This window comes from Pseudomonas sp. GW821-FHT03A09 (genome assembly GCF_059421065.1).
In genome coordinates this window covers 153,835-171,141 of sequence record NZ_JBWKUX010000010.1, presented here as the reverse complement: position 1 = coordinate 171,141, position 17,307 = coordinate 153,835, and the positions used below count along the sequence as shown (strand labels likewise).

At 58.2% G+C, this 17,307-nt stretch carries 19 protein-coding genes; 11 read left to right on the top strand and 8 right to left on the bottom strand.

What is annotated here, in order from left to right; translation table 11 throughout:
* Positions 1–24: 24 nt before the first annotated feature.
* From AC07V4_RS19325 to fapF, 7 genes are all read left to right on the top strand, one after another.
* Positions 25–1,020 (top strand): FecR family protein, encoded by a 996-nt coding sequence (locus AC07V4_RS19325; RefSeq protein WP_492636528.1) that lies wholly within the window; start codon positions 25–27, stop codon positions 1,018–1,020.
* Between the two features lie 314 nt (positions 1,021–1,334).
* A complete protein-coding gene (fapA, locus tag AC07V4_RS19320; protein ID WP_492636527.1) occupies positions 1,335–1,787 on the top strand; it encodes a fibril amyloid chaperone protein FapA in 453 nt (150 codons plus the stop codon).
* On the top strand, positions 1,784–2,347 hold the full coding sequence (gene fapB / locus AC07V4_RS19315) for a fibril amyloid subunit FapB (RefSeq protein ID WP_492636526.1): 564 nt from the start codon (positions 1,784–1,786) through the stop codon (positions 2,345–2,347). The genes fapA and fapB overlap by 4 nt, the downstream gene beginning before the upstream one ends.
* A 66-nt stretch (positions 2,348–2,413) precedes the next feature.
* Positions 2,414–3,091, top strand: coding sequence for an amyloid-like fimbrin subunit FapC (gene fapC, locus AC07V4_RS19310; RefSeq protein ID WP_492636525.1), 678 nt, complete (start codon positions 2,414–2,416; stop codon positions 3,089–3,091).
* A gap of 62 nt (positions 3,092–3,153) precedes the next feature.
* Positions 3,154–3,831 (top strand): fibril amyloid maturation endopeptidase FapD, encoded by a 678-nt coding sequence (fapD, locus tag AC07V4_RS19305; protein WP_492636524.1) that lies wholly within the window; start codon positions 3,154–3,156, stop codon positions 3,829–3,831.
* Between the two features lie 36 nt (positions 3,832–3,867).
* Complete coding sequence (gene fapE / locus AC07V4_RS19300; RefSeq protein ID WP_492636523.1) at positions 3,868–4,617, top strand: fibril amyloid subunit FapE; 750 nt, start codon at positions 3,868–3,870, stop codon at positions 4,615–4,617.
* A gap of 50 nt (positions 4,618–4,667) precedes the next feature.
* On the top strand, positions 4,668–5,981 hold the full coding sequence (gene fapF, locus AC07V4_RS19295) for a fibril amyloid transporter FapF (RefSeq protein ID WP_492636522.1): 1,314 nt from the start codon (positions 4,668–4,670) through the stop codon (positions 5,979–5,981).
* A 64-nt stretch (positions 5,982–6,045) separates the two neighbouring features.
* Here fapF and AC07V4_RS19290 read toward each other — a convergent pair whose 3' ends face one another.
* Positions 6,046–7,371, bottom strand: coding sequence for a sigma-54 dependent transcriptional regulator (locus AC07V4_RS19290; RefSeq protein WP_492636521.1), 1,326 nt, complete (start codon positions 7,369–7,371; stop codon positions 6,046–6,048).
* Positions 7,372–7,717: 346 nt separating this feature from the next.
* Here AC07V4_RS19290 and AC07V4_RS19285 point away from each other — a divergent pair, with 346 nt between their 5' ends.
* Complete coding sequence (locus AC07V4_RS19285; protein ID WP_492636520.1) at positions 7,718–7,978, top strand: hypothetical protein; 261 nt, start codon at positions 7,718–7,720, stop codon at positions 7,976–7,978.
* A gap of 136 nt (positions 7,979–8,114) precedes the next feature.
* Here AC07V4_RS19285 and AC07V4_RS19280 read toward each other — a convergent pair whose 3' ends face one another.
* The 3 genes from AC07V4_RS19280 to gnd are packed head-to-tail and all read right to left on the bottom strand — an operon-like array spanning position 8,115 to position 11,436.
* A complete protein-coding gene (locus tag AC07V4_RS19280) occupies positions 8,115–8,936 on the bottom strand; it encodes an HAD family hydrolase (protein ID WP_492636519.1) in 822 nt (273 codons plus the stop codon).
* Complete coding sequence (zwf, locus tag AC07V4_RS19275; protein ID WP_492636518.1) at positions 8,933–10,456, bottom strand: glucose-6-phosphate dehydrogenase; 1,524 nt, start codon at positions 10,454–10,456, stop codon at positions 8,933–8,935. The genes AC07V4_RS19280 and zwf overlap by 4 nt, the downstream gene beginning before the upstream one ends.
* The gene (gene gnd / locus AC07V4_RS19270; RefSeq protein ID WP_492636517.1) at positions 10,453–11,436 is read right to left on the bottom strand and encodes a phosphogluconate dehydrogenase (NAD(+)-dependent, decarboxylating); all 984 of its coding nucleotides are present in this window, start codon (positions 11,434–11,436) and stop codon (positions 10,453–10,455) included. Before gnd ends, zwf begins: the two co-directional genes overlap by 4 nt.
* A gap of 269 nt (positions 11,437–11,705) precedes the next feature.
* Here gnd and AC07V4_RS19265 point away from each other — a divergent pair, with 269 nt between their 5' ends.
* The 3 genes from AC07V4_RS19265 to AC07V4_RS19255 all read left to right on the top strand — a co-directional run bounded on the left by AC07V4_RS19265 (position 11,706) and on the right by AC07V4_RS19255 (position 14,166).
* Complete coding sequence (locus AC07V4_RS19265; RefSeq protein WP_492636516.1) at positions 11,706–11,882, top strand: DUF6026 family protein; 177 nt, start codon at positions 11,706–11,708, stop codon at positions 11,880–11,882.
* 158 nt (positions 11,883–12,040) lie between these two features.
* Complete coding sequence (locus tag AC07V4_RS19260) at positions 12,041–13,783, top strand: phosphoethanolamine transferase CptA (RefSeq protein ID WP_492636515.1); 1,743 nt, start codon at positions 12,041–12,043, stop codon at positions 13,781–13,783.
* A 161-nt stretch (positions 13,784–13,944) separates the two neighbouring features.
* Positions 13,945–14,166 carry a hypothetical protein gene (locus AC07V4_RS19255; protein ID WP_492636514.1) on the top strand — a complete coding sequence of 74 codons (222 nt, stop codon included), beginning with the start codon at positions 13,945–13,947 and terminating at the stop codon, positions 14,164–14,166.
* A gap of 101 nt (positions 14,167–14,267) precedes the next feature.
* Here AC07V4_RS19255 and AC07V4_RS19250 read toward each other — a convergent pair whose 3' ends face one another.
* The 4 genes from AC07V4_RS19250 to AC07V4_RS19235 all read right to left on the bottom strand — a co-directional run bounded on the left by AC07V4_RS19250 (position 14,268) and on the right by AC07V4_RS19235 (position 17,150).
* A complete protein-coding gene (locus tag AC07V4_RS19250) occupies positions 14,268–14,759 on the bottom strand; it encodes a GNAT family N-acetyltransferase (protein WP_431752974.1) in 492 nt (163 codons plus the stop codon).
* 165 nt (positions 14,760–14,924) lie between these two features.
* Positions 14,925–16,031, bottom strand: coding sequence for a cell division protein ZapE (zapE, locus tag AC07V4_RS19245; protein ID WP_492636513.1), 1,107 nt, complete (start codon positions 16,029–16,031; stop codon positions 14,925–14,927).
* A 15-nt stretch (positions 16,032–16,046) separates the two neighbouring features.
* Positions 16,047–16,382, bottom strand: coding sequence for a nuclear transport factor 2 family protein (locus AC07V4_RS19240; RefSeq protein ID WP_492636512.1), 336 nt, complete (start codon positions 16,380–16,382; stop codon positions 16,047–16,049).
* Between the two features lie 51 nt (positions 16,383–16,433).
* The gene (locus tag AC07V4_RS19235; RefSeq protein ID WP_492636511.1) at positions 16,434–17,150 is read right to left on the bottom strand and encodes a helix-turn-helix transcriptional regulator; all 717 of its coding nucleotides are present in this window, start codon (positions 17,148–17,150) and stop codon (positions 16,434–16,436) included.
* Positions 17,151–17,307: the final 157 nt, after the last annotated feature.

Sequence of the window (17,307 nt, the reverse complement as noted above, 5' to 3'; positions counted from 1 at the left end):
AATGTACGAAATCAGGATGAGTTAATGACCGAAAAGTCCCTTTCAGAAGCCGAATATGACGCTATCACCGACGCCGCGGCGCATTGGTGCATGCGTTTGCACGCCAGCGATTGCATGAGTGCTGAACGTGAGGCTTTTGCACAATGGCACGACTCCCACCCGCTGCACGCCTTCGAATACGCGGCGATGCTGGAGATCTGGGATGTCGCCGACCACCTGCCACGCAATGAACCCACCGCTGTCGTGGTGCCGTTCAAGCCTCGCAGCCGTTTGCGAACTTACGCAGTCGCGGCGGCTATCAGCCTGGTTGCGCTGCCCCTGGCGGCCTTTACCGGTTGGGAAGCAGGCTGGTTGCCAAGTGCTTATGAGCACTATGACGCCATCCACGGGTTGCGACAGGTCACTTTGAGCGATGGCAGCCAGGTGGAACTCAACCTCGGTACAGAGTTGGTCTACACCCACTACAAGGATCAGCGCCGGGTCACGCTGAAAAAAGGCGAGGCCTTCTTCAACGTCAGCCATGACAGCGCGCACTCATTTATCGTGCGTGCTGGCGAAGGCCAGGTGCGGGTCACCGGCACCCAATTCAATGTCTGGAAATATGAAGACCAGGTGCGAGTGATGCTGCTTGAGGGCTCGGTGCAGATTTCCAGCGACAAGGTACACGGCAGCGTGCCGCTTACACCCGGCATGCAGGCCAGCTACCAACAAGGTGACGCGACACCGCGCGTGCAGGCGATCACACCCAACGATACGGCCCTGGCCTGGCGCCAAGGCAAGTTGATCCTCGACAACCTCGCGCTCACCGACGCACTGCCGTTGATCAACCGCTACTTGAGCAAACCGGTGATGCTGGCAGACGCCAATACCGGGGCTATTCGCATTGGCGGCATCTACAACATCAATGAGGTCAACAACCTCATCCCTTCCCTGCCCAAAGTGCTGCCGGTCTACCTGACCCAGAACGTGGACGGAAACCCCGTACTCAATTCCATCCCGCGTAAAACCCCCAAGGGCTGAGTTTTCCTGCCAGGGCGGGTTTTCTTTCGCCCTCAGTGTCCATTTTTGAAACACCTCACTTGCCTGAACGAACCGCCTTACGCGGATTCACCGTTTAGTTCACCACCCTGTTTCATTGTTGAAACACCCCATCGGGGCGTCGGGCATGTGTGGGCGGGTCAACGCTGTTCCAACGATGAGACACAACGCTGTTCCTTCCATTACGTGCAAATCACAAGCTTTTGAATAACAACAAAAAATCAAAAGCGGCACGCCTTCTGCTCTTTCCCTGACAACGCTGTTTAGGGTCAGCGCGAAGAATAAGGAACACTGCCGTGGACACACACAATCCAGGCTCTCTGAGCCTCCTGCTTATCAGCTGCGTACTGAGTGCCAGTGCAAGCCTTCCCGTGTTTGCGGCCGATGATGGCGTGATTGTGATCCAGCGCACCGTCCAAGGCCACATGGCCGGCCGTTCACCCGGCGTCGACCCCAACCCCACCACCGTAAATGCCAACCCCTCGTCACAGGTACTGCGTGCTACCAGCGAACTGGGCGACAGTGATTTCGCCAGGGTCAGCAGCGGTGCCAGCATCACTCGTAGCATTTTGCCTGGAGGCAACCTCCCAGGTCTGAGCAACAACGGCGGCGGCATTGGCCTGGGCGCCGGTAGCGCGAGTGGCTCCGGCAGTGGCAGCAGCATTGCGGGAACGATCAATGGGGCGGTCTCCAGCGGCCTGGCCCCCTTGAATAACATCAGCGGCATGGTTGGGGGAGCGATGAAATGAAGCGCTCCTGGATGCTGCTCGCGGCGCTTGGTTGCACAGCGGCGATGGCCGACAGCAACAACAACGCCACCATCGATAACTCGGGCACTCAGTACAACGGCGTGGCCCTGGTCAACCAGGCCGCCGGCGACCAACAGCAATTGAGCAACAACATCGCCATTTCGACGGGCCACAACGCCCAGTCGAACATGACCATCACGCAAAAAATCAGCGGTGTTCCCAACGACCGCTCCCTGAACGCCAAAGCCGCGATCCAGGGCAACTCTTTCAGCAATGGCAACGGTGCACTGAGCGTGAATCAGTCGGCCGGTGCGCAGAACCAGATGATCAATGCCGTGCGGATCAGCGTGAATGCCGGGCCGCAAAGCATCGATGACAGCGTCATGTCGCAGCAGAACGTGACGTTGGCAACCGACTCAGGATTGACCTCTACCACTGGCAGCCGCCAGGTCGTGACCAGCGACCAGGCCTTCACCGGCAGCCGTGGAGTGGTACAGGTCAACCAGAGCGCCGGGGTGGGGAACCGAGTGGCTAACACCCTGAACTTACGACTCAACTGATGGAGCTGAGTCGATAGCTAGACCGTACCAACACTTAACCAACTAATAGAAGCAAGGAGTTACACCATGAAAACTTCAATGGCTCTCAAACCACTGGCTTTCGCTCTCGCAGCACTCATGGCTGTTGCAGCTCAAGCAGGCGGTTATCACGCACCTACCACAGCGGCGGCGACCACCCTGGATGGTCAAAGCAACCATGGCAACTTGGTGATCAATGACAAAACCAAGAATAACGCCTCGATCAATGACTCCAACAACCACAACAGCGGCGTGACCAACAGCAACTCCCTGAGTGGTGACAACAACCAAGGCAAAAACGACGTGGCCATCATTTCCGGCGATGCGGACTTCGTGTTCTCCAGCACCGGCACCGCACAATCCAACACCGGCAACGTGGTGGTCAACAACGGCACACGTAACAATGCCTCTCTCAACGACAGTGGCAACCACAACTCGGGTATCACTCAACTGAACGCTGCAGCGGGCACCTCCAACCAAGCCAGCAGCAGCGTTGCCATTGCCTCGGGTAATGGTGACGGCGGTGCCGCAACGGTCACCGGCGTGCAGGACGTGTCAGCCAACCTGACCTTCAACTCCAGCGGCCACGGCTGGAACAGCAAACCTGTCGTGAACAACGCCAGCATCAACAGCTCGATGAACTATGGCAGTGGGGTAATGAACTCCAACTCCCTGTCGGGCAGCAACAACCAAGGTCAGAACAACGTAGCAATCACTCGCTTCTGATCCAGATAGGGCCTTGGCAACAAGGCCCTTTTTATTTCCAGTGTCCAACAGGTCATACGATCATGCGCCTCGTTGCCTTCCTCCTTCTGCTGACACTCACCGGCCCGACCTGGGCGGGGCAAATGGCTGTGGTCATGCCCAATGGCGCAGTGATCTACAAGAATGTCGAAAGCATCCGCGAGCGCAAATTCGCCAACCTGGTGGAACAAAAAACCGATTTCAGCTGTGGCGCCGCCGCCCTGGCAACCATCCTGCGCCAGGCCTACTGGAAAGATGTGGATGAAGAGCATGTGATCAAAGGCATGCTGATCAACGCCGACCAGGATCTGGTTCGCACTCAGGGTTTCTCGATGCTGGACATGAAGCGTTACCTGGAAAGCATTGGTATGCGTGCCAGGGGCTATCGGATCAATGGCGAGACGCTGCTCACGGTAAAAGTACCCGTGATCGTGCTGCTGGACATCCGTGGCTACAAGCACTTCGTGGTGATGCAACGGGCCGATAAGGACTGGGTGTACATCGGCGACTCCGTCCTGGGCAACAAGCGTTATACACGAGACGACTTCATCAAAGGCTGGAACGGCATCGTGTTCGCCGTCCTCGGCGAAGGCTACGACAAGGGCAATGCCCTGCTCACCCCACCTACGCCCCTGACCGCCAAAAACAAGCTGAACGAGTTCGCCCCAGTCCGGGACAGTGAATTGATGGACTTCGGTTTCATACAAAGCGACTTCTTCTAGAAGCGCATACGGAGCAGGACGCTCCAGGAGCACACAATGAACACCTACCGTTGGCTGACGGTCATGTGCCTGGCAGCCTCAATGCCCGCTCATGCAGCATCGGCGTTCAAGCCGATCGAGCTTAAGGATGCGGAACTGGCCGATTTGCGCGGGCGCTTTGTGATGCCGGGGCGGATTATCAGTTTTGGCTTGGTCATGAGCACCACGTGGACCAACTCCACCGGCGCAACTGTCACGGGCACCGCCAGCATGCAGATCAACTCATCCACGATTACCCCGCAGTTTTACGTACAAGTCACCGGTCATGACGGCACCGGTATCTCGAAACAGCCCAACGGCACCGGAACGGTCATCGGTGGCAGCGGCCTGGGTACCGGCCAGGGCGTGACCCAAAGCGTGCGCGCCGCCGGTGACGGTAATACGGCCAATAACGGCGTGGACATCAATGTCACGCAAAACGGCCTGTCACCGGCCAATATTGTGCAGTCAGGCCAGGCATTGGTCGCAGGTCAACCGATTACCGGTGGCACAGCCGCAGGCCAGGTGACGGTATCGGCCGTCAATGGCGGGTTGCAACTGGCGCTCTTGGCTAACAACAACCAGGGTAATGCACTACAGCAAATTGGCGGAGGCAACGTGTTGCAAGGCACGGTTATTCAAGGCAACAGCAACTTCATTAACAACATGACTCAGCTCAATGTTGTCCTTGGAAATCCTGCCTTGAACAACTTGGCGCAGAATCTCAACCTTAATCAACTCAAGGGACTACGCACTCCAGGTTCTTGAACTACGCTGAGCCTCGACACTTACGCTTTAAGAAAGGGACGGCTTATTTCATGCATCGATCGTTATCGTTACGTGCCGTAATTTGTTTGAGTACGCTCCTGCCAGCATCCGTGCTGTATGCCGCGCCGGACGCCGATATAGACACATTGAAAAAGGAACTGCTGGAGCTCAAGCAACGTTACGAAGTGCAGCAAAAAGCACTGGCGGTGCTGGAACAACGCGTAAGGCAAGTGGAAGACCAACCGGCGACGCCAGCACCCAAGCGCCTGGCCAAATCGCCGGCCGACTTCCAGAAAGGCGGCACGACGGTCGCAGGCAATACACCTGGTGTGGGCGCCGCTGCTGCTTCGGGTGGGGCTGCGGGCGGGGCCTCTTATGGCCAGTCATTGAAGGACGATTCGGCTCCCGCACAAAGCGTGAGCAACTTGTACAACGAGGCCAGTGGCTTCTTCGGTAACGGCAAGTTCAGCTTTGAGACCGGTGTCACTTACTCTCGCTACGATGCGCGCCAGCTAACGCTGAACGGCTTCTTGGCACTGGACTCGATCTTCCTCGGCAACATCAACCTGGACCGGATCAAGTCAGATAACTGGACGGTCGACCTTACCGGCCGCTACAACCTCGACAATCGCTGGCAGTTCGATGTGAACGTACCGGTTGTCTATCGAGAATCGACCTATCAGTCCGGTGGCGCCAACGGTGGCAGCGGTACGGCAACCTCTGAACAGTCAGTCACGCGCAACCCGACGATCGGTGACGTCAACTTCGGGATTGCCTATAAGTTCCTCGACGAGAGCATCAACCTGCCGGATGCGGTGGTGTCGGTACGGGTCAAGGCGCCAACCGGCGAAGACCCGTTTGGTATCAAGCTGGTCCAATCCCCCAACAACACCAACCTTTTCGTACCGGAAAACCTGCCTACGGGTAATGGTGTCTGGTCGATCACACCGGGCATCTCCCTGGTCAAGACGTTCGACCCGGCCGTGCTGTTCGGCTCGCTGTCTTACACCCATAACCTGGAAGAATCTTTCAGTGACATCAGCGCCAACGTCGGCCAGAAGGTGCCTGGCAAGGTACAACTGGGGGATAGTTTCCAGATAGGTGCCGGCGTAGCCTTTGCCTTGAACGAGAAAATGAGTATGTCGTTCTCGGTGTCCGACCTGGTGCAACGTAAAAGCAGGCTCAAGCCTGATGGGCAGGATTGGCAGTCGGTGGTTTCCAGTGATGCCAATGCCGGTTACTTCAACGTCGGCATGACCATCGCGGCCAGCGACAATCTGACCATCGTGCCGAACCTGGCCATTGGCATAACTCCTGACGCACCATCGTTCAGCTTCAGCCTGAAGTTCCCGTACTACTTCTAAAAGCCGCGCAAGGAAAAGCCCCGCAACGATAAGGGTCGTTGCGGGGCTTTTCGGTTTACCCGCCCTAGCGGATCTGGTGTTTGTGCAGCAACCGGTAGAACGTCGGCCGGGACACGCCCAGCACGCGGGCGGCGACACTCAGGTTGTCGCTGTGCCGGTTGAGCACATCGCACAGCGCCTGGCGTTCGGCACGGTGCTTGTAATCTTCCAGTGTAGCCATCACTGGCGCGATTGCCTGCCGGCTTTGCAAGCCCAAATCGGCGGCTTCAATCTGTCGCCCTTCCGCCAGCACCAGGCCGCGCCGCACGCGGTTGGCCAACTCCCGCACATTGCCCGGCCACTGGTGCTCGCCCATGGCCACCAACGCATCCTCACTGAAACTGCGAGGGCGACGGCCGGTTTCCTGGCTGTAGAAGTGGGAAAAATGGTTGGCCAGCATCCCTACATCGCCGTGACGCTCACGTAACGGCGCGGTCACCACCTGCAAGACGTTGAGCCGGTAATACAGGTCTTCACGGAAAGTGCCCTTGGCCACAGCGGCTTCCAGGTCAACGTGCGTCGCGGCCAGCACTCGCACATCCACCGGAATGGGCTGGCTGCCCCCTACCCGCTCTATCTGCTTCTCTTGCAGGAAGCGCAACAGGTTGGCTTGCAGTTCCATGGGCAAGTCGCCGATCTCGTCGAGGAACAGCGTGCCGCCATGGGCGGCTTCGATCCGCCCGACCTTACGCTGGTGAGCACCGGTAAACGCGCCCTTCTCGTGGCCGAACAGTTCGGACTGGATCAGGTGTTCGGGAATAGCGCCGCAATTGATCGCGACAAAGGGCTTGGCATGGCGCTGGGACTGGCGATGCAGGGTCTTGGCCGCCAGCTCCTTACCGGTGCCGCTGTCACCGCGGATCAATACCGGAGACTCAGTAGGCGCCAGTTTGGCCAGCAGCTTGCGCAGCTCTCGGATCGGACGGCTATCGCCGAGCAGTTCATGCTCAGGTTCGTCGACCCGCGCATGGCATTTACCACGTAAGCGCGCCATGCCAAAGGCACGGCCCAGAGTGACTTGCACCCTGGAGACATCGAACGGCAAGGTGTGAAAGTCAAAAAACCATTCGCAGACAAAATCACCGACGTTTTGCAGGCGCAGCACATCCTGACTGAGCACGGCGATCCACTCGGTGCCGCTACGACTGATCAACTCCTTGACCGCCTCAGGCCGCTCCAGATGATAGGGCTGCAAGCGCAACAGGCCGACATCGCAAGAGCGCTCGCCCACAGCCTCCAGGCTGCAACTGTCTACCTCCCACCCGACGCCGCGTAAACCAGGCAATAGGCCGTGACAGTCGTCACACGGGTCGACCACGAGCAAGCGGCGCTGGACAGGTGTAACAACCATGACTATTCCCTGGCGTCAAAATTGTTAAAGTTATTTAGAAACAAGCGTTTGTGGCAGCTCCTAGTAACCCTAGCAAGATCTTGACGCCTGCTTTGTACCGTTTCGCTATAAGTGAGCGGCCAAAAGCCATGCCCTCACCTCATGCCGGAAAAAGTTTCGCTGTTCGCAAACTTTCATTCAGCTTTCAAAACAGCCGCTTACATGACGCTAATCACAGAAAGTTGAAATTTATGGTTCTAACATGTGACCCGTACCCCGCCATCGTGCATCAGTACAAGTAACCCGCCGCACGGTCAGCCCAACCGACGGCATTTCACTTGAACGGGCATTTAGAGAGAAGACCCACATGAACGCCCCGCTCCGCATCAACGAAGCTCTTTTGATCGCAGACCGTGCTTTCCAGCCCTTTCAGTGCGTAGCCTGGCACGATGGCAACGGCGCCCTGAGCCTGAGCGTCATCGACCGTACCAATACCCGGATCGGCCGCAAACAGCTGTCTTCGAGTGCCTATACCGACCCGGCACAACTTGAAGACTTATTGCTGCAAGCCCGCGCCGAACTCGACAAAGATGGCTACCAGTTGCAATCGTGGGCAATGCCGAAGTAATTAACGCAACGTCGATTCGGCTTTCTCGATAAAAACATGGCTTGCGCTACTTCATAGTCAATGTTCGAGCGAAGTCATGAAAGTTGGCGACTCGGGAGCCGCCATTGTTGGCGTCCCCGAGCAGGCCACTGCGGTTCTAACGGTTCAGTACAAAGTGCTCGATGGCTTCAGCGGCACCGTCTTCGTGGTTGGTGCCGGTGACCACGTTCGCTTGCTGCTTCACTACTTCTTCAGCCTGACCCATGGCGATCGACAACCCGGCGACTGCAAACATGGCCGGGTCATTGCCGCCATCGCCGATGGCTGCCGTCTGTTCCAGCGGCACGCCAAGGTGCGCCGCCAAGGTTTTCAAGGCTTCGCCCTTATTGGCCTTCAAGGCAGTCACATCCAGGTAAATCGGTTGCGAGCGCGACGCATGGGCCAAGCCCTGCACCTTGGGTTGCAACCGCGCCTCCAGCTCCACCAGCAATTGTGTGTTGTGGCTGGCGGCAACGATCTTGTCGACACGATCCAGGTAGGGCTCGAAACTTTCCACCACCAACGGTCCATAACCCAAGCCCGCCGCTTCCACGGCCACCATCGGTCCTGGCGGATCACGACGCAGCCATTCGCCGTCGGCGAACAGCCAGACTTCCACGTCCGGCTCCGCCGAAAACAGCGCCAGGGTGATCAGCGCCGCTTCCGCTGGCAAGTGATGGGCGACCAACACACTGCCGTCCGGGTTGACCAGCGTACCGCCATTGAAGCCGGCCACCGGTATGTCGATGCCGAACGCTTCGACCATCTGCAACATGGCCTTGGGCGGTCGCCCGCTGGCCAGGCTGAAGAACACACCGGCGTCACGCAGCGCGCGCACTGTATCCAGGGTGCGCTGGCTAGGCAGGTGATCGGGGCGCAAGAGCGTCCCGTCCATATCACTCAAGACAAATCGGATGGGATGAATCGCTGCGTCACTCATCCGAGGCTGTGCCAAGTGCGGCCATCGCGGGCCAACAGTTCGTCGGCGGCTGCCGGGCCGTCTTCACCAGCCTTATAGGCCTGGATACCGTCATCCTCCTTCCAGGCGTCGAGAAACGGCTGCACCGCCCGCCAACCGTTCTCAATGTTATCGGCACGCTGGAACAGGGTTTGATCGCCAGTCATGCAGTCGTAAATCAGGGTTTCGTAACCCGTCGACGGCTGCATCTCGAAGAAATCCTTGTAGTCGAACCCCAACTCGATATTGGCCATTTCCAGGGTCGGCCCAGGCTTTTTGGCCAGCAGGTCGAACCACATGCCTTCATTGGGCTGGATCTGGATTTTCAGGTAAGTGGGCTTGAGTTCATCCACATCCGTGTCGCGAAATTGCGCATAAGGCGCGTGCTTGAAGCAAATCACGATCTCGGTGTCGCGAATGCTCATGCGCTTGCCGGTGCGCAGGTAGAACGGCACGCCCACCCAGCGCCAGTTGTCGATCATCACCTTGAGGGCGACGAAAGTCTCGGTGCTGCTGTCGGGCGCCACATTGGCTTCTTCGCGGTAGCCGGGCAGTGGCTTGCCGCCGATTTCTCCAGCGGTGTACTGACCGCGTACCGAGTTGACCCGCGCATCCTCCAGGGACCACGGCCGGATCGCCCCTACCACCTTGGCCTTCTCACCACGTACAGCATCGGCGCCGAACGCCGCCGGCGGCTCCATGGCTACCATCGCCAGCAACTGGAACAGGTGATTGGGCACCATGTCGCGCAGGGTGCCGGTTTTCTCGAAGAAATTACCCCGGGTTTCCACACCGACGGTTTCCGCCGCAGTGATCTGCACGTGGTCGATATAATGGTTGTTCCAGAACGCTTCGAACAGCACGTTGGAGAAACGGCTGATCAGGATGTTCTGCACCGTTTCCTTGCCCAGGTAATGGTCGATGCGATAGATCTGCTTCTCGCTCATCACCTTGAGCAGACATGCGTTCAAGGCTTCAGCGGTGGCCAGGTCGGAACCGAATGGTTTTTCGATGACCACGCGGCGGAAGCCATCCTCGGTTTCATTCAGCAAGCCGGCACTGCCAAGGCGCTGCACCACTTCACTGAAGAAGCGCGGCGCGGTAGCCAGATAAAACACCGCATTGCCGGTACCGCTGTCGGCGATTTTCTTACCAATGTCGACGTATGTGCTGTCGTCAAGGAAGTCGCCCTCGACGTAGCTGATGCCTTTGGCCAACTGCGCCCACAGTTCAGGGTCCAATGCGTTTTCGGCATTGCCCCTGACTTTGCTGGCAGCTTCGGTACGAATGAAATCCTCGAGCTTCTTGGCGAAGTCGGCATCACTGATGGCGTTGTGATCAACGCCAACAATACGCAGGCCATCGCCCAGCAGCCCGTCACGGCTGAGGTTGTACAGCGCCGGCATGAGCAGGCGCTTTACCAAATCACCATGGGCACCAAACAGAAACAGTGTGGTGGGCGGAGCGGGTTCGGCCTTGGATTTCTTGCCGTTGGCGGTCATTTTTTGGAGGTCTCCACGTGGCCGCCAAAGCCGAAGCGCATGGCAGACAGCATTTTGTCACCGTAGGTGCTCTGCTGGCGCGAACGGAAACGGGCGAACAACGAAGTGGACAGCACGGGCACTGGCACGGCTTGTTCCATGGCGGCTTCGATGGTCCAGCGACCTTCGCCGCTGTCGGCCACGGAGCCGGAGTAGCCGTCGAGTTTCGGGTCGGTGGCCAGGGCGTCGGCGGTCAGGTCCAGCAACCACGACGACACCACGCTGCCACGGCGCCACACTTCGGCGATGTCGGCGACGTTGAGGTCGAAGCGTTCGTGCTCCGGCAGGCTCTCCGAGTTTTTGGTCTTGAGAATGTCAAAACCTTCGGCAAAGGCCTGCATCATCCCGTACTCGATGCCGTTGTGGATCATCTTCACGAAATGCCCGGAACCCGCAGGGCCTGCATGGATGTAACCTTGCTCGGCACGGCTGTCGGCGGAGCTGGAACGGTCCTTGGTGCGCGGGATGTTACCCAGGCCCGGCGCCAGGCTTTTGAAGATCGGATCGAGGCGCTGTACGGTTTCGGTGTCGCCACCGATCATCATGCAGTAGCCACGCTCCAGACCCCAGACGCCACCCGAGGTGCCGACGTCAACGTAATGCAGGCCTTTTTCCGACAGGGCCTTAGCGCGACGGATGTCATCCTTGTACATGGTGTTGCCACCATCGATGATCACATCACCGCTTTCCAGCAGCGTGCTCAGCTCGTTGATGGTGTCTTCGGTGGGGGCGCCTGCAGGCAACATCACCCACACGGCGCGCGGCTTTTGCAGGCCGGCCACCAGGGCTTTCAAGTCGGCGACACCGGTGGCGCCCTCCTCGCTCAAGCCTTTGACGAAGGCTTCGTTACGGTCGTATACAACGGTGGTATGCCCATTGAGCATCAGGCGCCGCGCAATGTTACCGCCCATGCGGCCTAGTCCGATAATCCCCAGTTGCATGTGCTGATGCTCCTAACTACTAAAAAATGTGTGACATAGTTTATAGCGCAATGAGGCTAATGAGGGTTAGTCCAGAGCAGATACGTGTAGTTTCATGACAAAAAAGTTGCCATCGTTTCAGCATCACCCCGGCAAAAGTCACACGACCACCAAAAATAAAAAAGTTCCATTGCCCAAAAAAAGAATTCAGACTTGCTGCCGACTGTTGCCGAGCACCTCGATCCGAGCACTCCGGCACCGCGATCTACCGGCTATTTGCGAGGTAAGCAATGAGCACAGCACACATGACCCGTCCGCCGCAGACCCTCTACGTCACTGTCCGTCGTGATGAACTGCGCCAGTTGAAAGACGAACGTGATCAGTTGCAGCAGGAAGTCCTGCGCCTGCGTTCACACCTGCAAGCCCAGCTGGATCAGGCCTCCAGCGCCAAGACCACGCTCTGCTGAGCAGCTCCCGTTAAAGCTTTGTAAGGCAATACCTACAGAAAACTCACAAAGTTTTCACACTCCGCTCCCGATACTCCCGATCCGCGATGCCGCTCACTTACTGAGCGGCCCGATGTCGTGCGCCTATGCGCGGCAATCATTGACTGATGGGGCGCTGGATGGCGATGTTCAAACGCAGCACGACGACTGCGAAAGGCTTTGACTGGGCCGGCCTTGGCTGGCTATTTCTGTTTTTCTGGTATTTCTCGGGTATCACCCAACTCCTTATCCAACTGACCGGCACGTCCGGCTTCAGTGGTTTCCGTCAAGCCTTCTTCATGAGTGCGCTGTGGCTGGCGCCCATGCTGCTGTTCCCGCGCCGCACGCGCCTGCTCGCAGCCTTGATCGGTGTGGTGCTGTGGGCCTGCTCCATGGCCAGCCTGGGTTACTTCTTCATTTACCAGCAGGAGTTTTCCCAGAGCGTCATCTTCATCATGTTCGAGTCGAACATCTCTGAAGCGGGCGAATATGCCACCCAGTACTTTGCCTGGTGGATCATATTGGCGTTCATCGCCCATACCGCCATGGCGGTCTTCCTGTGGACACGCCTGCGCCCGGTCTACCTGCCGCGTGGCCAGTCGATATTGGCAGCCGTCGCCATTGTGGTAGCCGTTGTCGGTTATCCGCTGGTCAAGCAGTTCGCCACCAGCGACACCCGGGAACAAGCCATCGAGCGCTTCGAAACCCGCATCGAGCCAGCAGTGCCTTGGCAGATGATCGTTGCCTATCGCCGCTACACCGAACAACTGAACAACATGCAAGGCATGCTGACCAGTGCCAGCCAGATTCCGCCCTTGAAGAACCTCAAGGACACCATGGCCGGCCAGCCGTCGACCTTGGTGCTGGTCATCGGTGAGTCCACCAACCGCCAGCGCATGAGCCTCTACGGTTACCCGCGCAATACCACGCCGGAACTGGACAAGCTGCGCGACCAATTGGCCGTGTTCGATAACGTCATCACCCCGCGCCCTTACACCATCGAAGCGCTGCAACAGGTGCTGACCTTCGCTGACGAAGAGAACCCGGACCTGTACCTCAAGACGCCGTCGATCGTCAGCGTGATGAAACAGGCCGGCTACAAGACCTTCTGGATCACCAACCAGCAGACCATGACCAAGCGCAACACCATGCTCACGACCTTTTCCGAACAGGCCGACGAACAGGTGTACTTGAACAACAACCGCAACCAGAACGCCCGCCAATACGACGGCGACGTGCTGGCACCGTTCTCCAAGGCCCTGGCCGATACCGCCGAACGCAAGTTCATCGTGGTACACCTGCTGGGCACCCACATGAGCTACCAGTACCGCTACCCGGAAACTTTCGACAAATTCACTGACCGCCAGGGTGTGCCCGACGGCATCAGCGATGAACAACTGCCGATCTACAACAGCTACGACAACGCCGTGCTGTACAACGACTTCGTCGTCTCGAGCCTGATCAAGGACTACGCCAAGACCGACCCGAATGGCTTCCTGCTGTACCTGTCGGACCACGGTGAGGACGTCTACGACTCGGCGGGCCACAACACGCTGGGGCGTAACGAGGGCAAGCCGACTGCGCCGATGTACACCATTCCATTCATGGCCTACGCCTCGCCCAAGTGGCGTGAAACCCACGACTGGAGCTTTGCGGCAGACTTGCAGCGCCCGTACAGCAGCTCGCAACTGATTCACACCTGGGCCGACCTGGCCGGGCTGAGTTTCGATGAATGGGACCGCAGCAAGAGCCTGGTCAACGACAGCTTCAAACCGCGACCACGCTTGATTGGCAACCCCTACGCACGCCAACAAAAGAGTCTGATTGATTTCAGCTTGCTCAAGCCAAAGAGCCCGGACGCTGCCGGCGTAGTGCTCAAATAATCATTGAGTTGATTATCCCTCCCCCTTCCCGAAGTTAACAAAAACGTTAACTTCGGGGCATCCACGCGTTAATTCCCCCTTAATAAGATAGCCCTATAGTCGCCCCATGAACCTAATCACGGAACGACTGGGCACCTATCACTCTTAATGGGAATACCACAATGAAACTCTCGACTTTGATGCTTGCCAGCCTGATGACCCTGACCTCGGCCGCCGCCTTTGCCGAAGGCGGTTCAGAGCGTTCGAAAGAGTTCTACAACAACTTCAACCTCGTCCAGCAACAAACCCACGGCACCACTGAACAGACTGCCGCCGCCGATGGCAAAAGCGTAAAAACTTCTACCGTTGAAGAAAAAAGTTCGGAACAGCTTCCGAAAAGTTGATTTAACGCTGACTTAATCCGCAGGACCCTATGCCATTCCGCTCCTTTGGCAAAGGTTAACTTGGCGCCATCTAATGGCGCCTTTTTTATGCATGTTATTTATTAAAGTGATTTCTTCCAGAACAACATGCGGCCATGGGCTGGATCAAAGATCGAATCCTCGAAACCGAATTTGCGGTACGCCGACTGCGCAACCGTATTGCCCTCCAGCACTTCAAGGGTGATCTTGCAGCAACCGCGCTGGCGCGCGATCTCTTCAACCTTCTGCAGCATCTTCTGACTCAACCCCAAGCCACGGAACGCCTGCATCACCACCACATCGTGGACGTTGACCAAGGGACGGCAGGCAAAGGTCGAGAACCCTTCAAAGCAATTGACCAACCCTGCCGGCTCCCCCCCGACGAACGCCAGCACGCTGAATGCATGAGCACGCTTGGCCAATTCGGCAGGCAGTTGCTCCAACAAGTCGGCGGACAGGGTCTGGCCGCCGCCCATGGGGTCCTGCGCGTAATGATTAAGCACCTTGCCAATGGCTTGCGCGTGTACAGGGTTTGTGTAGCTTGCTTGCAGCACCAGGATGTCTGGGGTGTCCATTTCCTTCCTCGATCACGACAACAAGGGAACCGGTTCCCATTGAGAGGGACGATTGTAAGCGTGGAGCCGGACGCAGATGAAGGAGATTAACTACAAATACCCGACAGAAAGCACGAAGGTTGCACGTATCAAACAGGTGCCACGGGCGCTATACAGACATTTTTCCTAGCCGCCGAAACGCTGCAACTGCATCTCTTGCAAGCGGCTCAGGGTGCGACGGAACGCAAACTCCAAGTAGCCTTCGGTGTAGAGCTGGTCCAGAGGCACCTTGGCCTCGATGAACAGCGGCACCTTGCGGTCATAGCACTCATCCACCAGCGCAATGAAACGCCGCACACTGTCATCGTGCACCGACAATGCCGGCAGCTCGCGATCGCCGGCCTCTACACGTTGCGCACCATCCTCGGTGCCACGGGCGATCCGGCCCGGACGTGTCTGGGCGCTCAGATTCGGGACTTCGCCCAACAGAATGGCCTTGAACCGATCGCACAGCAGCATGAAGTCCATCGCCGACAGCGCTTGCTCGCACAGGTCGGCATATCGGCACCACAGCACGCTGTCGCTGGAGCGCACCGCCACGAGGGTTCGATGACCCACGCCGACTGCCCCCTCGGAGATGGCCTGCCCCTCGCTCAATTGCTTGAACAACGCGGCAAGCGCATCCGGCTGATTGACCCAATAGCGCTGCAGGCCAACGCCCGGATGCAGGCGATGGTCTTCGACGCCATCCACCGCCACAACCTGCATATGCCGCTTGATCGCCTCGATACCCTGCAAGAAGCGCTCACGATTGAAACCATCGGCATACAGCTGGTCCGGTGGCTGATTGGACGTGCTGACCATCACCACGCCCTCCTCGAACATTACCTGGAACAGGCGACCGAGGATGATCGCGTCACCGATGTCATTGACGAACAGCTCATCAAAACACAGCACACGCACTTCCCGGCTTAACTCGCGGGCCAATGCCTGCAAGGGATCATGGGTGCCGGTGAGCTGGAACAAACGTTGGTGCACCCATCCCATGAAGTGATGAAAGTGCTGACGCCGGGCGGGTACTTGCAGGCTCTGGAAGAACTGGTCCATCAACCACGTCTTGCCACGACCCACCGGCCCCCACAGGTAAACGCCGGTGATCGGCGAGCGACCGTGGTGCAAGGCTTCGTGGCACGCCTGCAAAGCGTCCACCGCCCGGCGCTGGGCGTCGTCGGGCACGAAGCCTTGCTGGGCGATGGCATGTTGGTAAGCGGCGAGAGGCGAGTCGAAAGTCATGCGCGCCAGTATGACTTACAGCGAGATATCCAGTCGTGAAATCTTGCCCTGCTCATTCAAGCGAAAGGTGTAACGCAGCTCCAGCGGACTGCCGGGAAAATTGCCGTGGACCACATTGCTGACCAACACCTTGCCGGTGCGATGCTGTACGTTGAGCACCTCGACCCGAGGCTGGTAACGACGACCGGTGTCTTCCATCCACCGCGCAATGGCGGCAGTACCGACCTGGTGCTCGCCTTCATCGAATACGTTGGCATCATCGGCAAAACACTGGGCAACAGCCGAGGTGTCACCGGTGTTGGCGGCCGCGATATAGGCCACGATGGCCGGGGCCAATTCAGGAAGGGACATGGCACAGCTCCTTTTTGGTGATTTATGGCGCCATGCTAAGCCAGGGTTGTGTCAGTTTTTGTCAGGAGTGAACGGCCCGGCTTCCTGCTGCTCCATCAGCTTGCGCCAGCCCCGCAGCAAGTCACCGCGCCGCCCTGGGTAGCGCTCACCCTGGGACGTTGCAGCAGCCACGCGGTCAGTGCGAAAGGTGCGATAGGCCTCACGCAACTCGCACCACGCGACGATGACCCGCACCTCATTCAGAAAACCCAGCGCCAACGGCCAGATCAGGCGCTGACTTTGAGTCTGGGCGGCATCGGCATAGTCGATATGCAACTTGGCCTGGTTACGGATGGCTTCGCGAAACACATTGAGCGGCACGCGGTTTTCCGGGTAGCCGAAGCCGGACGGGCCAGGCAACAGCGTCGGGTTGCGCAGCGCTTCCTGGGCGGCGGGATCGAGTACATCGGCGATTTTCGCCAGGGCGTTGGCGGCGGCGCGGCTCAGCACGTCATCGCCGCGCTGGTCCACATAACGCAGGCCCAGCACGATGGCTTCGGTTTCCTCGGCGTTGAGCATCAATGGCGGTAAAAACAGGCCGGCACGCAATACATACCCTACCCCGGCCTCACCAAAAATCGGCGCACCCAAGGCCGTCAGCTCAGCGATATCACGATAGAGCGTGCGTTCGGACACCTCCAGCTGCGCTGCCAAGACGGCAGCAGTCACCGGGCGTTTCTTACCGCGCAGCGCCTGCAACAGCGTCAGTAGACGAGTGGTTCTCGACACGTTTATCCCACCGAAAAGGAAAAAGTGCCGCAGCTTAGCAGAGCCCACTGTCAGAAAATGTCAGCAGCAGAGGCCCGCCCTGGATGAGGTGCCTGTTCAGGCTAAGACCAGTGGGATGTCGAGCGCAGCATCTGTAGTGAGCGGGACAAGCCCGCTC

Excerpts from the sequence above, each read along its gene's own strand:
- AC07V4_RS19240 (WP_492636512.1), bottom strand. The coding sequence starts at position 16,382 with ATGTCCCTTCCTGAATTGGCCCCGGCCATCGTGGCCTATATCGCGGCC.
- AC07V4_RS19265 (WP_492636516.1), top strand. The coding sequence starts at position 11,706 with ATGAGCACAGCACACATGACCCGTCCGCCGCAGACCCTCTACGTCACT.
- fapC (WP_492636525.1), top strand. The coding sequence starts at position 2,414 with ATGAAAACTTCAATGGCTCTCAAACCACTGGCTTTCGCTCTCGCAGCA.
- AC07V4_RS19325 (WP_492636528.1), top strand. The coding sequence starts at position 25 with ATGACCGAAAAGTCCCTTTCAGAAGCCGAATATGACGCTATCACCGAC.
- fapF (WP_492636522.1), top strand. The coding sequence starts at position 4,668 with ATGCATCGATCGTTATCGTTACGTGCCGTAATTTGTTTGAGTACGCTC.
- gnd (WP_492636517.1), bottom strand. The coding sequence starts at position 11,436 with ATGCAACTGGGGATTATCGGACTAGGCCGCATGGGCGGTAACATTGCG.
- AC07V4_RS19290 (WP_492636521.1), bottom strand. The coding sequence starts at position 7,371 with ATGGTTGTTACACCTGTCCAGCGCCGCTTGCTCGTGGTCGACCCGTGT.
- zapE (WP_492636513.1), bottom strand. The coding sequence starts at position 16,031 with ATGACTTTCGACTCGCCTCTCGCCGCTTACCAACATGCCATCGCCCAG.
- AC07V4_RS19285 (WP_492636520.1), top strand. The coding sequence starts at position 7,718 with ATGAACGCCCCGCTCCGCATCAACGAAGCTCTTTTGATCGCAGACCGT.
- fapE (WP_492636523.1), top strand. The coding sequence starts at position 3,868 with ATGAACACCTACCGTTGGCTGACGGTCATGTGCCTGGCAGCCTCAATG.
- AC07V4_RS19260 (WP_492636515.1), top strand. The coding sequence starts at position 12,041 with ATGGCGATGTTCAAACGCAGCACGACGACTGCGAAAGGCTTTGACTGG.
- AC07V4_RS19280 (WP_492636519.1), bottom strand. The coding sequence starts at position 8,936 with ATGAGTGACGCAGCGATTCATCCCATCCGATTTGTCTTGAGTGATATG.
- AC07V4_RS19255 (WP_492636514.1), top strand. The coding sequence starts at position 13,945 with ATGAAACTCTCGACTTTGATGCTTGCCAGCCTGATGACCCTGACCTCG.
- AC07V4_RS19250 (WP_431752974.1), bottom strand. The coding sequence starts at position 14,759 with ATGGACACCCCAGACATCCTGGTGCTGCAAGCAAGCTACACAAACCCT.
- fapB (WP_492636526.1), top strand. The coding sequence starts at position 1,784 with ATGAAGCGCTCCTGGATGCTGCTCGCGGCGCTTGGTTGCACAGCGGCG.
- zwf (WP_492636518.1), bottom strand. The coding sequence starts at position 10,456 with ATGACCGCCAACGGCAAGAAATCCAAGGCCGAACCCGCTCCGCCCACC.
- fapD (WP_492636524.1), top strand. The coding sequence starts at position 3,154 with ATGCGCCTCGTTGCCTTCCTCCTTCTGCTGACACTCACCGGCCCGACC.